We start from the raw sequence: 21607 nt of genomic DNA on the forward strand, positions 1-21607 counted from the left end.
CCCCGTCCCCGTCCCCGTCCCCGTCCCCGTCCCCGTCCCCGTCCCCGTCCCCGTCCCCGTCCCCGTCCCCGTCCCCGTCCCCGTCCCCGTCCCCGAACGGGCGTACACCGCGCGCCGCGACAGCGCACCGGAGGGACCATGGAACGCACGTGCCACCCGAGCCGCGCCAGCCCACTGACGTGCACGTGAGCGGGCAACAACCACGCCTGCGCACCGACATCACCCGAACAGCGCACCCCGCCGCAAGGCGCATCTCATATCTGAGATAACCTTTCGCCATGTCAGACGATTACCTCGTACGCATCGGCAAGCTCATACGTGACGCCCGTCAACACCGGGGCTGGACACAGAGTCAGCTGGCCGAGGCGCTCGGCACCAGCCAGAGCGCCGTCAATCGCATCGAGCGCGGCAACCAGAACATCAGCCTTGAGATGATCGCGCGCATCGGTGAAGCACTCGACAGCGAGATCGTCTCGCTCGGCTACGCCGGCCCCATGCATCTGCGGGTGGTCGGCGGACGTCGGCTCTCCGGGGCCATCGACGTCAAGACGAGCAAGAACGCGTGCGTGGCACTGCTCTGCGCCTCACTCCTCAACAAGGGCCGTACGGTGCTGCGTCGCGTCGCCCGCATCGAGGAGGTGTACCGCCTCCTGGAGGTCCTGAACTCCATCGGCGTGCGGACCCGCTGGATCAACGACGGGACCGACCTGGAGATAGTTCCGCCCGCCCAGCTCGACATGGACGCCATCGACGCGGACGCCGCCCGCAGGACCAGGTCCATCATCATGTTCCTCGGCCCGCTGCTGCACCGCATGGACTCGTTCAAGCTCCCGTACGCGGGCGGCTGCGACCTCGGTACCCGGACCATCGAGCCACACATGATCGCGCTGCGCCGGTTCGGTCTGGACATCGCCGCGACGGAGGGCTTGTATCACGCGCAGGTGGACCACGCGGTCACCCCCGGCCGCCCCATCGTGCTGACCGAACGCGGCGACACCGTCACCGAGAACGCGCTGCTGGCCGCCGCCCGGCACAACGGCACGACCGTCATACGCAACGCGTCCTCCAACTACATGGTCCAGGACCTGTGCTTCTTCCTGGAGGCGCTGGGCATACGCGTCGACGGCATCGGCACGACCACCCTGACCGTGCACGGCGTTCCGCACATAGACGTGGACGTCGACTACTCCCCCTCCGAGGACCCGGTCGAGGCGATGAGTCTGCTCGCCGCCGCCGTGGTGACGGAGTCCGAGCTGACGATCCGTCGAGTGCCGATCGAGTTCCTGGAGATCGAGCTCGCGGTGCTGGAAGAGATGGGCATCGACTGCGACCGCACGACGGAGTACGTCGCCGACAACGGCCGCACCAGACTGGTCGATCTCACGGTCCGCCCCTCCAAGCTGGAGGCGCCGATCGACAAGATCCATCCCATGCCGTTCCCCGGGCTCAACATCGACAATGTGCCCTTCTTCGCGGCCATCGCCGCCTCCGCGCACGGTCAGACCCTCATCCACGACTGGGTCTACGACAACCGCGCCATCTATCTCACCGACCTGAACCGCCTCGGCGGCAGGCTCCAACTCCTCGACCCCCACCGGGTCCTGGTCGAGGGCCCGACCCGGTGGCGGGCCGCCGAGATGATGTGTCCGCCCGCGCTGCGGCCCGCCGTGGTCGTCCTGCTGGCCATGATGGCGGCCGAGGGCACGTCCGTCCTGCGCAACGTCTATGTCATCAACCGCGGTTACGAGGAACTGGCGGAGCGCCTCAACTCGGTGGGTGCGCAGATCGAGATCTTCCGGGACATCTGACCGGCGGGGTGTTGTGCCCCTTGAGGGGAAGGGACACAACACCCCAGCATGCCAGCTGACCTGTGAATACTTACCTTCACGACCCTTCACTGAGCACTGTTGCTTTTCAGTACTTTGTGCAACACATGTGCAAGATGATCTTGAATAGCCGATGATGCGTCAGGCCAACCCGAGCAGCCGTCAGCCTTTACGCAGAGTCGTCACCGAAGCGACCTCGCAACGTCCAATGTCGGTCGCGTCACGCCAACCGCGCCTGGTTGACGAGGCGTGCCGCTATCTGCCCGATGCCTCCGGCCTCGCGACGCAGCCATGGACCCGGCGGCGCATCCGACTCCTCCGTCTGACTACCCGTGCCCGGAGGCATCTTGATCGAAGCCCCACCTATCTGGGACTTCGATCACTTGCCAGCCCGACCGGTCTACCCCGCCCGCAGGTTGAAAAGGCCTACTCCCCAATGGCGCCAAGTACATCCGTGACGCCAGACGCGACGGCACCTACCGCCGCGAGCGCCGCGATGTACGCCCCGGCTACGGTGGCCTTCTCAACGGATGTGAAGCGGATCCAAGCCGTCCCCATCGGAATGTCTTCCAGAATCATCAGTTTCCTGCGTCCGTTGTAGAGGCTCACAAAGAATGTAACGGCCATGAACGCGGCGCAGTACGGAGCTAGAGGTGCAGGGTGCGAGGCGAACGCCGCCGTGAGCATACCCAGCAGCAGTTGAATAGTATGCGGCCGCCCCTCCTTCTTGGCGCCGCGACTAAGCAGGAACAGCTCGATACGCGCCATTTGGCCGTGCACAAGAGCTTCGTTCGTTCCTTCCACCTCAACCGTGATTCGCGGACCGATATCGATCTTGATTTGCAGCTCCCCGTGGGGCGCCTTCCCCTCGAACTTAAGGTTGTCCCAGGGGATGTGTCTGTCATAGCTCGCCATTGATGTGACGTTATTGATCAATTCTGGCAACGAGCCAGCAGCCCTGGTGGTGCGGTCATGCACTGTGGACACGGTCACATGCGACACCTGCGGAGCCCCGGCCGCCTTGGCGAAGAGGGTGGCAAGGTCGCCCTTCCCCATGCGATAGAACCCGTAGACGTTATCTAGTTTTGTAGCGTCGGTGGGGGGAGCAGTCATGAACGTCATTATGACGCAGGCAAGTGGCAGCTACTTCAAACGAGCGAAATCAAGCCAGGCACCTGTAGGGCGGTGAGGTGCCACAGACCAGCAACCTTTCCTCACGATCAAGGAGACGCTTACGAAGGCCCCCACTTAAGCGTGGCTTGAAGAAGAGACCCTTTCGAGTTACAGGACCGCTTCCGCTGACCCTATTTCGGGTAGTCGACGTCGGCGTCACCCTCGAGACGGGGAGTTCACGGAATGAGGTCTTCTCGGTAACTTCTCGTGACGGTTCGTGATCTTCGTCAGGTGGTGCGTCCGTGTTCGAGCTGGAGCAGGGCGAAGGCGGCTCGGGCGACTTCGACGCCGGACGTTTCCCTCCGACGCCGCCAGCCTGCTACCGGGCCTCCTGGCAGCTATCCGGACCGGACTTCCACGGCAGGCGACGACGAGCTTCCGAACAGCAAGAACACCGCTACGTCACGGTGTCACCTCCCGTTCTACTGGGCGCACGAGAAGACCTCACTGTCCGCCCGTTGCCGTCTTCGTCCCTCCGCCATGCCGGGTCACCCGAGGACGGCATCGCATTCGGACAGCTCCGTGAGTGAACGCCGGGTCAGTGGACTTGCTCGCCCATACATACGCCTCGCCGGGCTGAAGCTGCGCCATCTGCTCGGAGCGCAGACTGGCGAAGGCGGTGTTCGCCTTTTGGAGGTGCTTCAGCCAGGCTGGCGAGGTGAACTTGTGCAGGATGACGTGGTCGGATAGTTCGATCAAGGAGATCGGTACGGAGGGCGGGTCCTGGCTGGCGACCAGGACGCTCATTCCCTTATGGCGCATCTCGCGGACGGTCTCGACCAGGCCAGCTACGAGGTCCGGGCTGTCGATGTACTTGTGTGCTTCATCGAAGACAACCAGCTTGTTGAAGTGTCCGTCAGCGCTGCGCACCTCGGCGAACAACTGCATCAGGACCACGAAGAGACCGAGCGCTTCGTCCTTATTGATGTACTCGTCGCGGAGATCAACGATGATCAGTCGACCGGGGCGGATGAGGCTGGTGAGCCGGGCATTGTCATCGATGTAGTCCTCGGCGAGGGTGAGGCGATCCTGAGCCAACTGCTTGACGTGGTCGGGCATACCGGAATCGGTCACGCCCTGCCGGATGACGCCGAGGTTCAGGTTGTTGCGGTTCGATTTCATGATGCGGGTCAGCTGCCGGATGTACGTTGACTGGTTGCCGACCGCTCCCATGAGGAAGCGCCAGTGTGATGCCTGGAGTTCCGCGGAGGAGAAGGCGAGCGGCTGGATGTCGATGCCGGGGAATTCCCGCCGGCGGTCCGCGATCTGATCGGCGGGGGCGAGCAGCAGCACGTCCGACAGAGCTTGGGGTTCGGCTCCGTAGCGCTCCCTCAGGACCTGTAGCTGCGCCTGGTCATCATTTGAGCGCGCCATGGAAGTGAACTCCGGGGCATAGTCCATGGTGCGGCTGTAGTGGAACACCACGGTCGCGAGAGGGCGGGGAAGTTCGTTGACCGGTGGGGTGGGCAGCGAGGCCATCTCGATGATGCTGCCCAGGGTGTAGCTCTTACCACCGCCTTGCACGCCAAAGAGGCTGATGGTGTGGGTCTCGTCGAGATCGACCGCGACTTTCCGGCCGGCCGCTTCGCCGAGCACACCGTGTTGCGGGGAAGGGTGGGTGACGCCGAGGAAGATCTCGGGGAGCCCCCCTGGTGAAACCGATCCCGGTGTGCCAGAGGTGGGCTGGGCATCGACGGTTGGCGACTCGTGGAAGCCCTGGCTTTCAGGGAGGGTGCCCGTCCGCAGCGGATTTCCGGCACCGCCCGGAGGAGGGGCAGCCGATGAGGTTCCTTCCGAAGAGGGAGACACCGACGCGTCGGAAGCAGGCATGGTCAGAGTTGCCACGGACTGTGCCGGACCTGTCTCACGGCCCGCACGCTCCGGTGCGGTGAGTGGCGTGGTCTCATTGCCGCTCGCGACCTCGTCCGTATCGAGGATGGTCGTTGCCTTGCCCCTACCGGTCTGCCCGCGGTCTTCCTCCTGGGCATCTTGGGCATCCCGCTCGTCCCGTACGCCTGGTGCCCGGAACTCGGCGTCAGGCAGCCGTGGCACGGCCAACTGCGACAGTGCCAGGGTGGGAGCGGTGGCCGCTCCGTCCTCCTCCTGCTCCTCAACGGCTAGGTCCATAGGCGCGGGTACACCCGGCCGAATAGTGGGAATCGCGTTGATCAGCTCGGTGATCAGATCGCTGCCGATGCGGTGGAACTCCACCTCGTCGTCGAGTTCGCGGTCGGTTCCCTCGCGGGCGAGGTCGAAGATCAGGCCGCTGCGGGTGAAGTTGAGGGCGTAGCCGTCGTCGAGGCTGTCGAGCAGGGCGTGAGCCGCCGTCCTGGGGGCGCGCCCCATGGTCCCGTGGCGTGCCGCCCGCTCCAGGTAGAAACGGAGCAGGGAGCCGAGGGCCAAATTCTTGACCGGCCGGTCCACCCGGTCTGGGGTGATGTGGGCCGGATCGAAGGACTCGGTGAGGACGGTCTGGCTCCGTCCGAGCTGCTGGGTGACCTTGGTCTTGAGGCGCTGGTAGGCGCCGATGTCGTCGAGCGCGGTGTAACACTTGACCTCGACGAGGCGGCAGGTGATGGTCCGGCTCCGCGCGTCGAGGTGGAACAGGGCGAGGTCGCTGCGCTGGAAGGAGAGGGCGTCGCCGAGTTCCCGGGCCTGACGGCGGACTTCGGCGTACAGCTCGGGGTGGGCGTCCAGGGGGACGACGATCTGGTTGTGCAGGGCGTCCTGGTAGTCCAGGTAGAGGCGGGCCAGGGCGAGGCCGAGTACTTCGGTGCGTTGGGTGGGGGCGGTGGAGGCCAGCTTGAAGGCGAGGTTGCCGGAGAGCAAGCGCAGTTGCTCGAAGAAGGTGTTGAGGTGGCGCTGTTCGACGTCGAGCCCGTGCTGCTGGGCGGTCGGCCCGAGCAGGGTGCGCAGTTCGTCGACCGAGTTCGAGCTGACCATGATCTGGTGGCCGAGGCCGCTGTCCAGCGAGGGCGCGTAGTCGATGACGTACTCGGGTCGGTCGCGTTGTCCGGCGTGGTCGAAGTACTCCAGGCCGAGGGTCCTGTCGATGGTGACGACCCAGTCGCCGACCTGGTGGGCCTGGTAGAGCAGGGCCCGGTCGGTGTTGTCGAGGGAAAGGACGGTGCACGGCACATGGCGCGGCGCCTGTCCCGCGGTGGCGACGTTGGCCGCGGCGCCGGCGAGGAGTCCGGGCAGCCGACTCAGGAGAGTGGCAAGGTCCTCCGCGTCCTCGGCGGGCAGGGCGATGCCGTGGCGTGGCATGGTCCGCCACACGATCTGCTGCTCGTCGTCCTCATACGTGGAGGACGTCGGCTGTACCAGGCCGTGGACCGGGGCGTGCGCGATGTCGTGGCGTGTGACGGAACCGTGCTGTTCCCCGCCGAAGGCGTCGATGAGCACAGTCAGATGGGCGTCGAACTCGGCTCCGGGTCCGCTGAACTCCTCCACCGAGCGGACGGAGTAGACGAGTTTCGCGCTCCGGGTGCCTTCCGCGGCGTGCAGGAACGCCTCCGCCTCGGTGGAGGTGAACTGACTCTGCGCGCTGATCAGTTCATCCAGCGCCGCACCGGACTCGGGGGCTTCCGGGCCGGACACGCACAGCCGAATGTCGTAGGTGAGGTCCCGGGTGGGGGTGCGGCGCTGCAGTTCGAGGAGGGCGTCGGCAACGATCTCCGCACGGCCTGCGTTGACGACGTTCATGACCAGGGTGCGGACGTACGGGTGGAGGCGCACATACCGCTCGATCCGGTCGGCGAGCGCCGTACCGGACAACGCACCGGCTCCGCCTGCAGCACGAGGGCCGGCGGCCGGGAGGTGCAGCGCTGTGGTGAGCCGGCCGAGCAGGCCACGGGGGTCGGCGGTCTCGCTGGGCAGATAGGCGGCCCAGTATGGGGTGAGGTTGTCCGCAGCTGTCATGAGTCGGCCGTCCTGGCGCGGGACGGCGAACGGGAAACCCAAGGGCGAGAGGGCCTGGAGGAAGGAGTCGCGCGCGGCGATGACCCGGCGCTTGTCCTCGCCGACGAGGCGCGCGGCCCAGTCCCGGCCCAGGGCCGACCAGGTCGCGAGCCAGAGCGCGCGAAGGGGGTGCGTCGGGGAGACAAGCAGAACGGTCTCGCGCCCGCCGAGACCGTCGGTGAGGGTGACGGCAGCGCAGTCGCTCTGCTGGATGCGGGCAAGCGCCACGAGCGCGGCACCCTGGGCGCCGTCACCAGCCCGCTCCGCCTGAAGCGACTGGGCTTCCACCAGTTCCGCGTACGCCTCGGTGTAGGCGACCAGTTCGTCCCGGACCACCTCGAAGTCGACAGCCTCGCTGACCAGAAGCTGGTCAGGATTGGCAAGTTCTCCCGCCTGGCCACGCAAGGCGGCGAAATAGACGTGGCGCGTCGCGAGGTAGCGGTCGTAGGCCTCGGCAGCCCGCCCGGTCAGGGCGAGGGACAAGTCCTCCTCGTTCCCCTCGGGGGTCTCGCTGGTGCCGTCGGGGCGCAGTACGAGCCGGCGCAGGGAGGTGTCCTGGGGGCGGGCGAGCAGGTCCTGCTGGAGTTGCACGAGCAGCGGGGAGAGCCGGATCTCTGCGCTTCCGGCCGTGTGGATCCGCGCGTTGAGGACGCGCAGCGGGCTGCGTGCCGAGGCCGTCTTCCAGCGGACGTCCGTCAAGCGGACGCGGGCCGAATCGTCCCCGGCGGTCAGCACGTCGAACTGCAGTGAGCGCAGCGCCTGGGTGACGCCGTCATAGCGCCCGGCACTGCGCTCCGGCGGCTCCTCAACCTCCCCCTCGGGGACTACGTAGAAGCGTTCGCTCTCGCCGCCGGGCAGGTCATGCGTACCAGGGGCGATGTCGAGAGCGTCACCGGAGGCGTCGAGCGGGGTGATTTTGAGGTAGTGCCACCCTTCCTCCCAGTCGATCTTGTTCAGGCGGCGCAGCGGTGGCGCCTTGTAATCAGGCTTGGCCCGGGTCCCCTTGGCAACGTGCACGATCCGCCCGATCGGTCCGCCGTTCTCCGAGACGATCTCCACGCGGAAACGTTCAAGACCCTCCACCTTGAGGGGGGACGGTTCGACGGTGAACCGGGCTGTCAGCTCTCGAACGCCCTTGTCTCCGGCAAGCAGGTAGGGCTGCCCCACGATGGCTTCGAGTGCCGGGTGGGCCTGGAGCTCCTCGAGGTTGTCGCCGGCGGCGGGCAGGCCGAGTTCGCGTACTTCGATGGAGACGGTGGCGCGGCGCTGTTCGTCGACGCGCCAGTTCCCGAAGGACAGTGTCCAGTTCTCCCGGTCGACGACGATACGGCGGGTCCATGTCGCCGGGTCCTCCAGGCCGCAGCGGGTGGCGAATCCCGCGAGCCTTCCGGCGAAGTCCGCGTCGGTCAGCCCCAGATCGAGGACGCGCTGACGCTCCGAGCGACTGGAGGTGGTGAGTTTGTTAACCAGCTTTCGGTTCCGCTCCACCCGGTCCTTGACGAGCGACGGGTCGGCGTGCAGCTCGAAGTCGGGTACCAGGCCGAAGTGGTAGACGGCGGCCCCTGCGACCTGGTCGCGGTAGTCGTTGGTCCGGAGCGTCAGCAGGTACAGGGCGACGGCTCGGTCGCTCGTCCGGTGCCCGGGCCTGTCGCGGAGTACGGCGAGCAGCTCGTCGACGCCGGGCCGCAGCCGGTCCGGTACCTGGTCGAGAAGGTGGTCGGCCAGCTGGGCGTAGGAGTCGCCGAGGGGTACTTCCTCGAAGGTCGCGATGCCGAAGGAGTCCTCGGCACTGACCCGGGTGCCTGGGGGGACGAAAACGAGGAGCGGTCCGGGCAGGCTGGTCCCGTTCCCGTCGTTGCCTTCTGTGCGGTTGCGAAGCTCGACCAGTTTGGTGCTGGTGACGACGGTGTCGTGGTGTGTCTGTTCGGGGGCGAGGTCTTCGGCGGTGCCCAGAACGCAGATGGTGGCGGCGGGCCCGAGTGCTCCCCGGAGGCGGCGAACCAGCGCGGCCGCCAGCTCGGTCTCCACCTCGGTGACCCGCATGCAGTGCCCTGCGCCCCGCTCGCCGACCAGTTTGGCCAGGCGCGGGACGAGAACGCTTTCGAGGGCTTCGCGGAGGTCCTTCGCTGTGGGCTCCGCAAGGCCGGTGGTGGTGCCCATCAGGCCGTCGCCCCCGTCGCTGCGGCCCCGATGCTGTATCGGGGGGTGATGGTCTGCGTCAGATAGGCATCCGACATGTCCTGGTAGTAGCCGATCTCGCGTAGTCGGTTGAGGAAGGCCGCCGCGTTGGCCCGCAGTGCGGCCTGGTCGTCCAGGTGCGCGCCGGAAAACCCGTCACCGTCCGGCAGTTGGTCGATGTGGAGTCCGTACCGTTCGCGCAGCAGAGTGAGAAACTCGTCCACACGCATGGGTGCGGTACGCAGATTTCCGGTGTTGTCGTCCGCCTCCCTCAGGAGCGACACCTGGAGGAGCACTTCGAGCAGGCGCGCGTCCAGGACGAATCGTCGGACGGCGCTGTCGCGTCTGCCGCGCGGCTGGGCGAGCAGGGCACCGGGCCGGTGCTTGAGCAGCATCGAGTCGAGGCAGTCGATGAAGTAGCTGCGGTAGTAGCTGCTCTTGTAGTGCATCAGCATCTCTATGTACTCGTCGAATGCGTTGAGCCCGAGCTGGGTGATCTGCTTCAGCTCCGGTGGAAGGTCCTTCTCCTCGTCCCGCACGCGGGTGGCGCGCTGGAGGAAGAACGCCTCGCGTTCCTTGGGATGGGTGGAGAGCCGCCGCAGGACCTCGGCCGGGGTGAAGTAGCTCCGGCCGACGGGCGGGGCCAGCTTCTGACTCTTGACGAGATTCTCGGAGAACTCGTCGAGCTTCTTGATCTGATAGGTCGCCTGGACGAAACGCGTGATCCGCCCGTACCAAATCCCGGCGCTGCGCTCGGCGAGCGCGGCGGCCGGGGTGCCAGGCAGGCCCTCGACGTCAACGAAGAGCCGGACGCGGTGCGGGCAGCGGTCCGCCGCCCGTGTGTCCTGATGCCCGGTCCGGCAGGTGGCGGGCGCCGATCCCGCCTCGATCGCGGCGGGCAGCAGCTTCATCATCCGCAGGTGGTAGAGGGCCAGGTGAAAGGCGAAGAGGATCTTCAGGTAGTCCACGAGGACGGTCCGGGGCATGTGGTCCTGGTGGTAGAGCAGCCGCAGGACGTCCCGGCACAGCTGGCGGGCCGGTTCCGCGCACAGGGCGGGGTAGGGGGTGCGGGGGCGGGTGGTGTCGGGGCGGTCCCTCATCTGTCCGCCCGCTTGTTCCACCAGGTGGAGCAGCGCCTGGGTCTCTACGTCGGTGTCCGTCCCCGGGGTGATCTCCGCGGTGGCGCGGTCGACGTCGGAGAAGAAGAACTCGCGGAGCTGGTCCAAGGCCCCCTCCTCGGCGGCGAGCATCTCGTACAGCTGCTCGTCGGCCCCGTACGGGCGGGACTTGCGCTTGTTCCGGAACCGGTAGGTGAGACCGTGCAGCGGCCTGGGGCCGGCCACCGCCTCGGTGGCCCTGCCCCGGTTGACCATGTCGAGGAGATGAGTGGAGGCCCACCGGGTGGTGGTCTCCCGGTCGAAGCCGTCGAAGACTTCCGGGTGGTCCAGAAACAGCTTGACGAAGACTTCGACCTTGAGCTCGTTGGAGCGGTTGATCTTGCTGGGCATGCCCTGGTGCCACAGGCGGGCGAGCAGCCCGGTCAGGACACGGTCCATGTCCAATGTCTTGTAGTCGAGCCGGCTGATGCCGGGGTGGTGGAACGTCCCCAGGGAACCGCTCAGCGCCATGTCGTCTCCTCCGCCCTCGCGACGTCTCCTGCGGTGACGGCCGCGGTGTCGGTCGTGGTGCCCGCTACGGCCGGTCCGTCGCTGTCCGCACCGCTGTAGTCGTCGCCGGACCGTGCTGTCAGTTCTTCCATGTGCAGGACGGAGTCCTCGCTGCGGTGGATCCGTCGCAGGTCGTGTCCGTGTGTGGTGAGCAGGATCTCCTGGTACGGCACGGCCGCCAGCCGATTCTTGAACACGGCGAGGGCGAGCTGCTGCCCTTGCAGGTCGGTCACGGACGGCCGGTAGCCGCGCTCGAACCGCTGGAGGAGCTCGAACAGGTCGAGTCGGATGTCGAGTTCGGCCGTCCCGCCCTGGCTGCCGGCTGGATCCCGGTAGGTCAGTCGCAGCGAGGTGCGCCCCGACTCGATGTACGGCGAGGCCGCTGCGTCGCCCAGTGTGAGCTGGAACCCTTCGGCGGGGAAGCGGCGGAAGGTGCGGATGGTGCCGCCGGGTACGTCGCGCACCTTCAGCGCGAGGGCGTCGCCGATCCGCTCGGGGGCCACGAGTCCCTCACCACGGTTGAGCGCCCGCAGGATCCGGTCCCGCTCCTTGATGCCCATCTGCGTTGCGCGGGACAACAGCGCCATGAAGTGCAGCACCGACGGGTACGGCAGCATCCGCTCCGCACGGTCCTCGTCGTGGAGTTCGAAGTAGAGCAGGCGGCGGGCCGCGTCCACGTAGTGGCGGTGGGCAGCGGCCTGGGAGACGGGTTCGGTGACCGACCGACCGAGCTGCTCGAACGCGCCGCGCAGCAGTACGCGATCCCGGTCGCCGCGCCCGTCGACCGCGACCAGCGCCCGGTCCTCCAGGAGCCCGGCGTAGTCCAGACGACGGTCGAGCTGCGGCTGCGGGACCGCCGCCACATCGGCCTCGCGCAGCAGCGTCAGCAGCCGGTCCCGCTCGCGCGGACTGCCGTCGGCGGCGGCCGGGGCGCCGAGGTGGGCCGAGAAGTAGAAGCTGTCCAGGATCTCCTGACCCGAACCGGCCGCGTACAGCTGGTGGATCTCGGCGCAGTCGCGGCCCGAGGTGAGGGTGTAGGCAAGCGCGGAGCGCAGGTCGCGCAGGGTGATGTGGAGCCTTCCGCGCAGCTGGGTCACCTCGTAAAGGCGGCGCAGACGACGCGCGGCCTGCGGGCCGGCGGCGGGGTGCTGGAAAGTCTGGGCGTTGTGCCGGGCATAACAGGTGGCGGCCAGGTCGCAGCGCTCGCAGTCCTCCCAGAACCGGTCGTGCGTCATCCGGTCGAGCATGCGCTCCAGGAGCGATTCCCCGTCCTGCGGTTCGCCGTCGGCGTCGAGGGAACGAGCCGCGACATCACGTGCGTTGAGGTTGACGACTGCGAAGACCTGCCCGGTGTCCCGGCCCGCCAGGCCGAGGTTGGCCACCTTGGCGAGGTGCGAGAAGCGGTCGTGGTGGTGGCTGAGGAAGTCGATCAGACGCCCCTCGTTGATGGCGATCAACCGGGTTTCCCCCGCGACCTGCCACGCAGATGCGTCGGTCCCCGCGAAGGGTCCGAAGAACTCGTCCAGTACGTCGTCGCCGCTGACCTCACCCTCGTCCTGGCTGCCGTCGTGGTTGGTGCGGAACCGGTGCCCGGCCAGGGTGAAGTCGCTGCCGTTGGCCCGGCGGGGCCCGAACTCGGCGCCGAGCTCGCGCGCCTGGCGTTCGAACCGCTCCAGGAAGGCCGTCTTGCCGTCGCCCGCGTTACCGGTCACCACGACCAGCGCGTGCCGGCCTTCCCGCAGTGCGGGCACGAGCTCCCGGTCCAGGGCCGTCTCGACGTACACGGACATTGTGTGCGGGTCGAGGCCGCGGGTGCCCCGGTTGCTGCGGCGGCTCTGGCTGTACAGCGTCTGCAGGTGGGCCACGAACGGGTTGGTATTCGGCTCGGGCTCCTGCGGCTCCTGACCGGTGCCGGGTTCCGACGAGGGCGCCGGCGGCTGCGCGGCCCGCTCGGACGAGGACGACGGAGCCACAGCCGGTGGTGGCGGTGCGGGGGCGACGCGCGCGGATTCCAGCGCCTCCAGCGCGCACAGCAGTTCCTCGGCCGTGGAGTACCGCTCCGCCCGGTACGGGGAGATCGCGCGCAGCATGACCTCGGCAAAACCGGGCGCCAGATCACCGATACCGCTGTACGCGGTGCGCGGGTCCACCGGCGGCACACCGGGCGAAGGCCGCCCGACGCCCTCCCACGGGTACTGCCCGCCGGTCAGCGCCTCATACAGCGTGACGCCGAGCCCGAACAGGTCCCGATCGGTGTAGCCGGAGGCGTCGGCGGGCACCTGGTCCAGGTCCGGCGGGCTGTAGCGGGGGCTGGTGTAGCTGTGCCCCTCGGAGGAATCGGAGGTCTTGGAGATCCCGAAGTCAATCAGCTTGACGCCGTCGTCGGTCCACAGCAGGTTGCTCGGCTTGATGTCGCAGTGCCACACCCCGCGCTCGTGAATGTGGCGCAGCCCGCGCGCGGTGTCGATCGCGAGCTGCAGCACGTCCGCCGCGCCCATCCGGCCGCCGCGGATCACCTCGGCGACGTCCTTGCCGTCGACAAACTCGAAGACCAGGTACGGGTACTCGTCCGGTGGCATCAACCGGTCCGCGTCCACCATCGACACCACATTGGGGTGTGGGGCGTTCTGTAGTCGGTCCAGGACGTCCGCCTCGCGGCGCAGCCTCTCCAAGACGGAGTCCCTGTCCCGCAGGACCAGCTTCACTGCCCGGTCGACACTCCTTATCGTGTCGTACACCCGATAGGCCACACCGAACGAGCCGGGACGGCCGAGACGGTGGCGCACCAGGTACTTCGTACCGAGCTGGTGGTCGGCCGGCAGGTCACGGAAGAACTCCGGGCCCCGCGGACCGTCCTGCACGGGCTGCCCGGCGGAGGGCGCAAGAGGAGTCGGAGGAGCTGCGGCCGAGGAGCCGATACGCCGGGCCGGAGCCCTCCGCGCTCCCATCACCAAATCCAGGCGGCGCAGCGCTTCCACGGCGGTCGGCCGGTCGTCCGGAGCTGTCGCGCACAACTTCTGCAACCAGTGGGCCAGTTCGACGCGGACCTCGGCGGCTTCGAGGACCTGCACAGGGAGCTGCCCTGCTGCGTCGGCCTGCCCGGTGGCGGAGGTGAACGGCAGCTCGCTGGTGAGGAGTTGGAACCCGAGGACACCGACCGCGTAGATGTCCGTCTTCATGCCCATCGCCGCTGGGTCGGCATGGCACTCGGGCGCCAGATACGCACGGTCAGCGATCTGGTACGCCTCCCGCATGACCGTGTGGGCGCGGCGCTGCGCGGTCTTCGCGTACTCGAAACCGGTCAGCATCGCCCGGCCGTCCTGCGCGATCAGCACTGTGGACGGGTTCAGCTCGCGGTGCGCGATCAAGCGGCTGTGCGCGTGGGCCAGGCCCATCAACATGTGCCGGATCGTCCGCAGTTTCGCATCGGCGGTCAGCGGGTCGGCGGCCCCGGACAGGTGCAGGGCGAGGGCATGTCCCGGGACGTCGTCGTAGACGGTGACAAAGGAGTCCTTGTCCTCGTCGGCGAAGAAGTCCCGCACCCCTACGATGTTCGGGTGCGAGGGCAGCTTGCCGAGCGCCTCGTACGCGATACCGATCCGCTTCTGCTGCTGGAGCCGCTCGGCCGCAGGCGCGTACGGATCGGCCCTGCGGACGGAGAGCCGGACCGTGCCCGACCCCTGCACCGCGAGGGCGTTCTTCGCCCGGTACTCGCGGTGGACGTCGTCACCCTCCTCCGGGCCCGTCTCACTCAGTCGCTCGATCACTTCCCAACTACCGAACTGCAGGGGGCCCGACGGCGGCCGGGACGAACCCTGCACCGTACGCACAATCAACTCGTGGTGTGCGGAGAGGTCCGTGTCGAAGCGGTTAGTCGAGGTGGGTACACGGCTCACGTCCGCGAGCCGGCCGATCAGGTCAGGGAGGGTTACGGTGTCACGGGCGTCGGGCTGGCGGGGCGTCCGGTCGACGAGCAGGGCGTCGGGTGCGGGCAGGACGACGAGGGCGTCCGTGTAGAGCCGGGACAGCGGACGGTGAGCCGTCTCCAGCAGCGTCTTCAACTGCTTGGCGTGCCCGCGCAGCTTCGGCAGCGGTGAACGGAACGGCGCCCGGTGAGAGGGCTGCCAACGGCCGCCGTCGACCTCGATGCGGCCCCGGGTGCCCTTGACGTCGATGACGTACACGGCGTGCCCGGTGACCACGACGAGGTCGACCTCGAACAGCTCGTTCCGGTTGTACGGAATCTCGACGGAGTGCAGGACCGTCCAGTCGTCGGGGGCGTGATCACGCAGGTGCGCAATCACCCTCCGCTCGGCATCGTTGACGGCCTCCCCAACAGCAACGATCCTGGCACCCATCAGCCGGCGGCCTCCTCGATGGCGGTGGTGAGCAGCGCGAGGGCCTGGTCCTCCAGGGCGTCGGCTTTATCGCGGCATTTGTAGGCGTGGCGGACGGTGGCGGCGATGCGGTCGCGGTTGGCGGGGGGCGCGAGGGGGACCGGCAATTCACGCAGGAACCTCGGATGGTATTCCTGCTGCTTGCCCCCGACGCTGAAGGACCGAAGGGCGCGGAATGCTGCCTCAGACCTGAAGAAGGCGAACAGGTAGGCACCAGATACGTCAGAGTCCCCGCTGACGACACGAACGTAGTCCTGGCTGTACGCATGCTTGAGCCATGACCCAGTCACGAGAATGGAGCGACTGTACACCTCGTTTTCGCCGAGGGTGCCACGCGCGGCAACCAGAATCGTCTCGTCCTGGAGCCGAATGTCATCGGGAGCGTGCGCTTCACTAATCCACCGCCCCTCGGGGCGCAGCCAGAACGACTGACGTTGGCCGATGAGGCGAACGCCGTTCTCTGAATCGCTGTCGATCCGCTTGAACCGGGCGCCGGTACGGAGGCTGCCGCCCTCGCAGATGGAGCCGAGCGATCGGCCACTCACGGAGCCCAACTTCTCGATCAGCCGTTGTGCTCTTGGCGCGAAGTTCAAAGCTCGCAGCGAGGCAGAACTCACGCTCGGAACCTCGAACCCGAGGTCCCGCTCCTGCTGATGCCAGCGGACATCGATCAGCTCGGGCAGCCCCACGCTCGTGAAGAGGTCCTTCGTCGCACTGACCGAGGACGACTGGAACTCGGCACGCAGCCGCGCGCACTCCTCTACCAGGTCGTGGATCTCGCCCTCTAGTTTCGTTCCCAATCGCGGCACCGGCAGCCCCGCGATGTGATGCGGTTCGATGTGCTTCACGGCCGAGCCGTACACCGACCCCCGCACGAGCGACTCACCGAACTTGCTGAGAAGGAAGGCGTACAGATAGCCGGACTTGATCTTCTCCGGATCGGGCTCGACCTTTAGCGTGTCCTGCGAAGACCAGAGGTCACTCATATCGGGCCGAACATACGCCCGTCGGCCGGCGTTGAATCCCGAGCACGAGATCAGCGTCATACCGGGCTTGAGTTGGAGATACGACAGAGTCGGTGACTCTGCATCCGACTTACGCAGCCGGGGCAGCCCGGTCAAGTCGGCCGCCATCATGTCTTTCGTCCCGAGGAACGGCACGCTGTGTTCCGGATCGGTGAGATAGATCCGTCGGAACATGGGCCCGTTGAAGATCCCCCCGTTGTGCCCCGCTGTCAGACTCGCCAGCGGCTGCGTCCTCGGCAACTGCTCCAGCAGCTTCTTCGTCTTCATCGACCCCGCCACATACGGCGAAGCATCAAGCCGAAGCCCCTGGTCCTCGAACCAGTCGGACTTCACCGGGTTGGACAGCTCGGCAACCTTCACGCCCCTGCCCCCGTTCCCGCCGACCCTGCCGTACGCGGATCCATACCCGGCACCGGGTACTTGGCCCGGAACTCCCGATACTTCTCCGCGATCACCGGAAGGTCGTTGTCGATGACCTTCTTGCTGCGGGTCAGCGGCCGAGTCACTTCCTTGCCTCGGATGCGGAGCCGCTCCATGACGACCTCCGTCTCCACCACGATCTCCCCGTTGGGCTCGCGCTTGTAGAGGTCGTTGCCGCGTCGGTCGAAGCCAACCTTCTCCGCGACAGCCATGAAAACGGGATACGCCTTCTCTGTACCGAGGTCGTGGTTCTGGATCTCCTGCCGGGTCTTCCGCTTCAGGAAGAGGAGCGTGGTGAGGATGTTGACGTTGGCGTCGACGACGAACGTCTCCACCGGCAGCTCGACGCTCGCAAGAACCCAGCAGTTCCGCAGGATGTACCGGCGGATCGCCTCGTCCGTCGGCCCCGGGTTCGACAGGATGCCGTTCGGCAGGACGATACCGATCCGCCCGCCCGGCTTGACCCACTCGATGGCACGCTGGATGAACAACTGCTCCGGCGCCATGCTCGACGGCACGCTGGTCGTGCTCGCCTCGACCGCGCCGGTCTCCTTGTTGCGGCCCCACGACCGAGCGATCCCGTTACGGAACGACCCGAGCACCGACTCATCGCTGACCGGGATGTCCGCGCCGAAGGGCGGGTTGGTCAGGAGTACGTCCACGGTGGGCTTGTCGAGCGGGATCCTCTTCTTCGCCGCCTCCACACCCGAGAGGTGTCCCTGCGGGAAGGCGAGCGAGTCCATGTGGAAGACGTTCCCCGTGGTCTGCGCGAGCGTCATGATCGCCATGGTCGTCGCACGCACCAGGAACGGGTCGAAGTCGGAGCCGAACAGGTGCTCGTCCGCGAACTCCTTGAGCTTGTCGCCGTACCGCTCCCGCTCCTCCTCCGTGTCCGGGAAGCCGAGCGTGCCGGCCTCCTTCTTCCAGGTGTGGTGCAGGTGCTTGAGGGTGGCCTGGAGGAAGCCACCGGTGCCGCAGGTCGGGTCGAGGACGGTCTCGTCCTCCTTCGGGTCGAGCATCTCGACCATCAGGTTGACCGCGCCGCGCGGGGTGAAGTACTGGCCGCGGTCACCGCGCAGATTGGTGCCGACGAGCTCCTGATAGGCGATGCCCTTGGCGTCGACGTCCGTGCCGATCAGGTCGTACGGGGCGAGTTCGCTAACGATGAAGGAGAGCGCCCGGTCGGAGAGAGTGATCTCGTCCGTGGGTTTGAATACGTCCTTGTACTCGGTCTTGACGTCCTCGAAGAGCCCCTTGACGCGCTTACTGATGGCCGCGCGCCCGTTCTCGTCGAACATCTCCTTCAGACCGGTGCGGAACCGGCCGTGCACGGAGCCATGGCTGACCCGCTCGTCGTACATCTTGGCGAAGAGCAGGTAGAGGAACTGCCAGAAGGCGGCGTCCTTCGGCATGCCCTCGTTGCCGTGGATGTAGTTGTGGCAGCGCCGGAAGGCGATCTTGAGCATCTCAGGGTCGGCCTGACGCAGCCGCTGGTGCGAGGCGACGGTGCGACTGCCGAGGGTGCCGTCGGCGACCTCCCAGTCGCTGCGGTCCTCGAAGTCGGCTCCGAAGTCGCCGGCCACCTTCTTGAGGAAGAAGAAGTCGACACCGTCGGTCCACATGCCGTCCGCGCACTGCAAGCGGTCCTCGTTGCCCATCAGCTCCTGGAGCTCCTCCAGGTCCTTCCGGGCCTGGTCGGGCTCGCGGAGCTTGACGACGTTCTTCCCGCGCTTGGGCTCCTGCTTGCAGATCACGACCCGCCGCAGGTTCGCCGTGGTGTGCGGGGTGCCGGACTCGAAGATCGCGATGTCGGCCTTCTTGCTCCGCTTCCGCTTGGCACCCTCCTCACTGACCGTGACGGAGAAGTCGCGCTGCATGTCGCCGGGGTCGATGCCATGCTCATGCACCAGGGCCCTGGCGATCCGCTGCCGAACTTTCTCCTTCTCCGTCTCCTTGATCGCTTCGCCGGAGATGTAGTCGACGACCTGGCCTTCCTTGAGGGCCGTGACCTTGGGCGCGGAGCCCTCCGCGGCAGGCTCCGCGCCGTCCTCGGGCTGCTGCGGGATGTCCAGGTCCAAGGTCAGTTCTTCCATCGGCGTGCTGCTACTTTCCTGTGCTCGGTGGTGCGGCTAGGGGCCTGCGCCCTGGGGCGGTCCGTGCGTGCGCCTTCGGAGCTGCCCCCTGTGATCCTACGGCCACAGGGGGCAGCTCCGAAGGCGCGTTCCGCCACGCCGGAGGGTGCGCAGCTCAGTGTCCCCGGACCCTACAAGGGAGCACGGACAACGCCCGGGGGAAGCGGGCAACGGAACTGAGAAGCGGCGCCCCAGCCTGTTACTCCCTGGCTCCGCTCACGTCTCCGTCGGCTCGTTGCCCTCCCGCAGCCGCACCGCCAGCGCCAGCTCGTCCAGCGACCCCTGCCCCGGCACGAACCACCGGATCGTGCCCTGCGCCGCGCTGTCCACCCCGGACGCCTCGAAGCGCATCTTCCGCGCGAGGCCACTGGGCGAGTACCACTCGTCGTCGGCGTGCCACTGCAAGGGGTTACGCCCCGCCTCGTTGCTCCACGTTGCCTGGGCCCGTCGCGGATCCACCGCCAGCCACTCAGTCATCTCGCGGCGCTCCGGCTTGCTGTACGGGCGGAACTCCAGAACCGTGCCCTCCTCGATCTCGCCGGCGGCGACCAGGGTCGTCACGGCATTCACCCTCCGCCCCTTGGCCTCGGCCGTAGCTACTCGGTAGTCCTCGTTGAGATCCGGAGCCTCCTCCTCGGAGTCGAGCCTGCGCAGGGCCGCACGTACCACTCGCTCGATCCGTTCGGTGTTCCGGACGGCGGCGATGATGTGGCTGGACTTGCCGTACTCGTTGTTGATCGCGTCGAGCACCCAGGACAGGGAGTCACGGACCAAATCGGGCACCTTGGCGAGTTCCGCCGCCCAGTCGCACTCTGGGTCCTCAATGGCCCGGGTGTCCAGGCGGCGGTAGACGATGTGGGTGACCAGGAGGTCGCCGTAGAAGGCCGCCGCGTCAGCACGCCAGATCAACCCTTCGCGGAGGGACTGCAGCTGCGCCCGGACCTCGCGGAGGAGCTCGACGCTGCGCCAGACCTTGAAGACGTTCGGTTCGGAGCCGAAGGTCTCCTGGTAGTTGTGGTCCTCCCACAGCCCGGCAAGGTTGTCGTCGCGCTTGGCCACGGCGGCGAGCCGGGCGTTCGGGCTGACAGCAGCGAGCGCCTCGGCGGCCTCGGTGATGGAGCAGCCGTGCGCCGAGTCGGGCACCGTCTCGCCGCGCTTCGTCACGTAACTGCGCTTGAGGAGCCTGGCGAAGTCCTCGCGGAGCGTGATCTGGCCGGGGTCGAGGGACTTGAAGTCGCGCTCCTCGATCGGGTTCTGCGTGTTCGTGGTGGTGGTCACCTGGTCACCGAAGCCGGGCGGGCAGTCTTCCAGTGAGATCAGGCGTACCAGGACCCGCCCGTCCTGCGCCGCGCCTGTATCCTCGGTGAAGGCACGGTAGATGGCACTCACCGTCTGCGCGCCGTTGACCACGCTGACGCCGGACAGCTGGAAGTTACCCACTTTGCCGGGCAGTGCCCGGCCGATCGGCTGGATCGACTCGCACAGCATGGTGATGCCGTTGCTGAAGTACCAGAAGTGCTCCGGCTCCTCCCGCAGAGTCTCTCTGATCTTGGAGTTCACGTCGCTCTCGTCGAGAGAGTCACGGATATTCCGGGCGAAAAGGCCGCGCCGGTGCTCCTCATAGAGATCGGCGAGGTCGGGGACAGTCATGGTGCCGTACATCGCCTTGTACGGCGTCGACTCCTGCCCAAAGCACTCCAACTGCACCTTGGTGTCAATCTTCGGTGCGGCGGAGTCGCCGAGAATTGCGCGATGGAAGTCGCGTAGGTCGAGGACCTTGACTTCAACCATGTCGCGGACGACCTGGTTCTGCTCGTCCTGCTTCATCTTGATCAGCTCACGCACGCCGTCACTGAGCGGCGCCTCGCGCATCAGGGCAAGCACCAGGGTGATCTTCGGAGTGCCGGAGTCGTAGGCCCGCTCGATGTCGGGGACGAACGGCTGGAAGCGACGGTTGAACCGGCCGAAGTTCCGGTCGAGCATCAGGTCCAGACCGTGGAACATCTTGTGCACCTCGGCCTCGCCGAAGCCTCCCTTGTTCTGGTCGCTCCACTTCGCCTGCACCAGACAGATCCGGGAGCGCGTGGTTCCTAAGTCCACGGCGATCGAGTCGAGGCCCTGGTCGTCCTGCCCGTCGAAAACTCGTGTGGCGGCGACCCGGTCGCTGCACGGGTGCTCGATCTGCGCGGCGAGCGCGGCCAGACCACGGCTCAGGAACGCCTGATGGAGCTTGTCCCCCGACATACGCGCCTGGTCCGACATGTCGATGAGGCCGGTGAAGCGGTCCTCGATCGCCTTGCGGACGTACCCCACGTGCAGTTTACTCACGATCCACCCCTGTCAATGCCTCAAATCGTCAACACCCTATCTGGAGATGGCGCTTGGGAAGCCGTATCTCAACCGCTGATGGAACGTGCGAGTCGAGCAGACTTCCCGGCAGGGTGATTTCCGGCTGTAGGCGCATGAAGGCAGGGCCCCTTGGTAGCTCGGAGGTGTGAACCGAATAGTTACAGGAGGTCCTGTTGTCGCAGTTCTACGCGCTCGCGCCCACATCGTTCGACTCGGCTACCTAATCGTGCGATTGTCTCGTGTGTGCGTGGGAACGCGACTTGATCACCCAGCCAGACCATAGAGCGGAGTGGTACAGGGCAGGGTCATCGTCGCCGATCTCACTGACACCGGTCGTCGTGACGCGCCCAGGGCATAGGCAGGCGCGATAAGGCATCCCAAATCCGGCTCTCCTGCCGCATGAGTGGGTCATTCCGTCGTGAGTTGGCGACCTGGGAGGGTGGGGCGGGGGCCGGCGAGGGTGAGCATGACGAGGGCGAT

At 67.0% G+C, this 21607-nt stretch carries 8 protein-coding genes; 1 reads left to right on the forward strand and 7 read right to left on the reverse strand.

Annotated features, from left to right (window positions below; all coding sequences use genetic code 11):
• Positions 1–278: 278 nt before the first annotated feature.
• On the forward strand, positions 279–1808 hold the full coding sequence (locus ACIHCL_RS23130) for a helix-turn-helix domain-containing protein (RefSeq protein WP_399864393.1): 1530 nt from the start codon (positions 279–281) through the stop codon (positions 1806–1808).
• 444 nt (positions 1809–2252) lie between these two features.
• Here ACIHCL_RS23130 and ACIHCL_RS23135 read toward each other — a convergent pair whose 3' ends face one another.
• The 7 genes from ACIHCL_RS23135 to ACIHCL_RS23165 all read right to left on the reverse strand — a co-directional run bounded on the left by ACIHCL_RS23135 (position 2253) and on the right by ACIHCL_RS23165 (position 21106).
• Entirely contained in the window at positions 2253–2939 is a 687-nt protein-coding gene (locus ACIHCL_RS23135) for a hypothetical protein (protein ID WP_399864394.1), read from the reverse strand.
• 504 nt (positions 2940–3443) lie between these two features.
• Complete coding sequence (locus ACIHCL_RS23140; RefSeq protein ID WP_399864395.1) at positions 3444–9119, reverse strand: hypothetical protein; 5676 nt, start codon at positions 9117–9119, stop codon at positions 3444–3446.
• Positions 9119–10765, reverse strand: a complete 1647-nt coding sequence (locus ACIHCL_RS23145) for a hypothetical protein (RefSeq protein WP_399864396.1) — start codon at positions 10763–10765, stop codon at positions 9119–9121. Before ACIHCL_RS23145 ends, ACIHCL_RS23140 begins: the two co-directional genes overlap by 1 nt.
• Complete coding sequence (locus tag ACIHCL_RS23150; protein WP_399864398.1) at positions 10756–15162, reverse strand: protein kinase; 4407 nt, start codon at positions 15160–15162, stop codon at positions 10756–10758. The genes ACIHCL_RS23145 and ACIHCL_RS23150 overlap by 10 nt, the downstream gene beginning before the upstream one ends.
• Positions 15162–16586: a restriction endonuclease subunit S gene (locus tag ACIHCL_RS23155; RefSeq protein ID WP_399864399.1), complete on the reverse strand. Its 1425-nt coding sequence runs from the start codon at positions 16584–16586 to the stop codon at positions 15162–15164. Before ACIHCL_RS23155 ends, ACIHCL_RS23150 begins: the two co-directional genes overlap by 1 nt.
• Positions 16583–18739 (reverse strand): restriction endonuclease subunit M, encoded by a 2157-nt coding sequence (locus tag ACIHCL_RS23160; RefSeq protein ID WP_399864401.1) that lies wholly within the window; start codon positions 18737–18739, stop codon positions 16583–16585. Before ACIHCL_RS23160 ends, ACIHCL_RS23155 begins: the two co-directional genes overlap by 4 nt.
• A 255-nt stretch (positions 18740–18994) precedes the next feature.
• Entirely contained in the window at positions 18995–21106 is a 2112-nt protein-coding gene (locus ACIHCL_RS23165; protein ID WP_399864402.1) for an AIPR family protein, read from the reverse strand.
• Positions 21107–21607: the final 501 nt, after the last annotated feature.

It is taken from the genome of Streptomyces sp. NPDC052042 (assembly GCF_044548345.1).
Classification (GTDB): Bacteria; Actinomycetota; Actinomycetes; order Streptomycetales; family Streptomycetaceae; genus Streptomyces.